This is a genomic window from Robertmurraya siralis, from assembly GCF_005502275.1.
In the GTDB taxonomy this organism is placed as follows: Bacteria; Bacillota; Bacilli; order Bacillales; family Cytobacillaceae; genus Robertmurraya; species Robertmurraya siralis.
In genome coordinates, this window is record NZ_SWLZ01000059.1 from 1 (window position 1) to 1,477 (window position 1,477).

The following is a 1,477-nucleotide window of genomic DNA, read 5'->3' on the forward strand; positions in this document are numbered from 1 at the left end:
ATAGTCCGGTGACGATAGCGAGAAGGTCACACCCGTTCCCATACCGAACACGGAAGTTAAGCTTCTCAGCGCCGATGGTAGTGAGGGGCTGTCCCCTTGTGAGAGTAGGACGCTGCCGGGCTGTTTAATAATAAATTACTATTTCGGAGGATTAGCTCAGCTGGGAGAGCACCTGCCTTACAAGCAGGGGGTCGGCGGTTCGATCCCGTCATCCTCCATCAGTGTTTTTTTGTCTTAATATATATGCCGGCCTAGCTCAATTGGTAGAGCAACTGACTTGTAATCAGTAGGTTGGGGGTTCGAGTCCTCTGGCCGGCACCATTTAGAGCCATTAGCTCAGTCGGTAGAGCAACGAGCCATTCATCTATGAATTTGCTGCGAGTTGTACCCATCGAGCTGCTGCTTGAGTTAACTTTCTGAGGTGGGGACATCGTAGATGCTTTATATCTCAAAGTTAAAATTTGATAGCAGTGCATATTTACTTTAGAGCCATTAGCTCAGTCGGTAGAGCATCTGACTTTTAATCAGAGGGTCGAAGGTTCGAGTCCTTCATGGCTCATCAAAGTTTTTTCAGCGTAAGGGAAGTATTTTCTTCAAATTACGTTTGTGAAATGACTTTTTATTTTGCGTTTCAATTATTATGCGGGTGTGGCGGAATTGGCAGACGCACTAGACTTAGGATCTAGCGCCGCAAGGCGTGGGGGTTCGACTCCCTTCACCCGCACTTTTAAATTTTTTATGATGCGGAAGTAGTTCAGTGGTAGAACACCACCTTGCCAAGGTGGGGGTCGCGGGTTCGAATCCCGTCTTCCGCTCCATTTATTAGCCGGGGTGGCGGAACTGGCAGACGCACAGGACTTAAAATCCTGCGGTAGGTGACTACCGTACCGGTTCGATTCCGGTCCTCGGCATTAAAGTATTTTCGCAGTAGTGAAAATGACTGATACATTGCGCCCGTAGCTCAATTGGATAGAGCGTTTGACTACGGATCAAAAGGTTAGGGGTTCGACTCCTCTCGGGCGCGCCATTATAAAATTAGTAATCGGAAGCCAGTTGAAAGATAGATATTTAATAACGAATATCGTTTGATCTGTATATTGGACCTCTGATATCAAATCGGGAAGTAGCTCAGCTTGGTAGAGCACTTGGTTTGGGACCAAGGGGTCGCAGGTTCGAATCCTGTCTTCCCGACCACTATACTATATTGGGGCCTTAGCTCAGCTGGGAGAGCGCCTGCCTTGCACGCAGGAGGTCAGCGGTTCGATCCCGCTAGGCTCCACCAAAAAAATGAAATAAAATATTGACTTAGTATTATATTTTTGTTATCATTAAAAAAGTCGCTTCTGGGCGATGACAGAAATTGCACTTTGAAAACTAAACAAATCATACGTCAACAAATAATTATAGTGGAGGCTATCTTTCTTTGAGAAGCTGAAACTAGCCAACGTTTTTTAAACATAAGAGCTAATCTTACTCT

The 1,477-nt window shown here is 45.8% G+C and carries 9 tRNA genes and 1 rRNA gene; all 10 read left to right on the plus strand.

The features are described 5' to 3' along the window. The first annotated feature begins 4 nt into the window (after window positions 1-4). The 10 genes from rrf to FCJ93_RS24665 all read left to right on the plus strand — a co-directional run bounded on the left by rrf (window position 5) and on the right by FCJ93_RS24665 (window position 1,282). Window positions 5-121 (plus strand): 5S ribosomal RNA (gene rrf, locus FCJ93_RS24620). A 24-nt stretch (window positions 122-145) separates the two neighbouring features. Continuing rightward, window positions 146-218, plus strand: a tRNA-Val gene (locus tag FCJ93_RS24625). Window positions 219-245: 27 nt separating this feature from the next. Continuing rightward, window positions 246-321: transfer RNA gene (locus FCJ93_RS24630), tRNA-Thr, on the plus strand. A 165-nt stretch (window positions 322-486) separates the two neighbouring features. Further along, window positions 487-559: transfer RNA gene (locus FCJ93_RS24635), tRNA-Lys, on the plus strand. A gap of 83 nt (window positions 560-642) precedes the next feature. Beyond that, window positions 643-724: transfer RNA gene (locus FCJ93_RS24640), tRNA-Leu, on the plus strand. Between the two features lie 19 nt (window positions 725-743). Continuing rightward, a tRNA-Gly gene (locus tag FCJ93_RS24645) sits at window positions 744-818 on the plus strand. A 7-nt stretch (window positions 819-825) separates the two neighbouring features. Further along, window positions 826-911: transfer RNA gene (locus FCJ93_RS24650), tRNA-Leu, on the plus strand. A 39-nt stretch (window positions 912-950) separates the two neighbouring features. After that, window positions 951-1,027: transfer RNA gene (locus FCJ93_RS24655), tRNA-Arg, on the plus strand. 90 nt (window positions 1,028-1,117) lie between these two features. Beyond that, window positions 1,118-1,194: transfer RNA gene (locus FCJ93_RS24660), tRNA-Pro, on the plus strand. A gap of 12 nt (window positions 1,195-1,206) precedes the next feature. Beyond that, window positions 1,207-1,282 (plus strand) — tRNA-Ala (locus FCJ93_RS24665). Window positions 1,283-1,477: the final 195 nt, after the last annotated feature.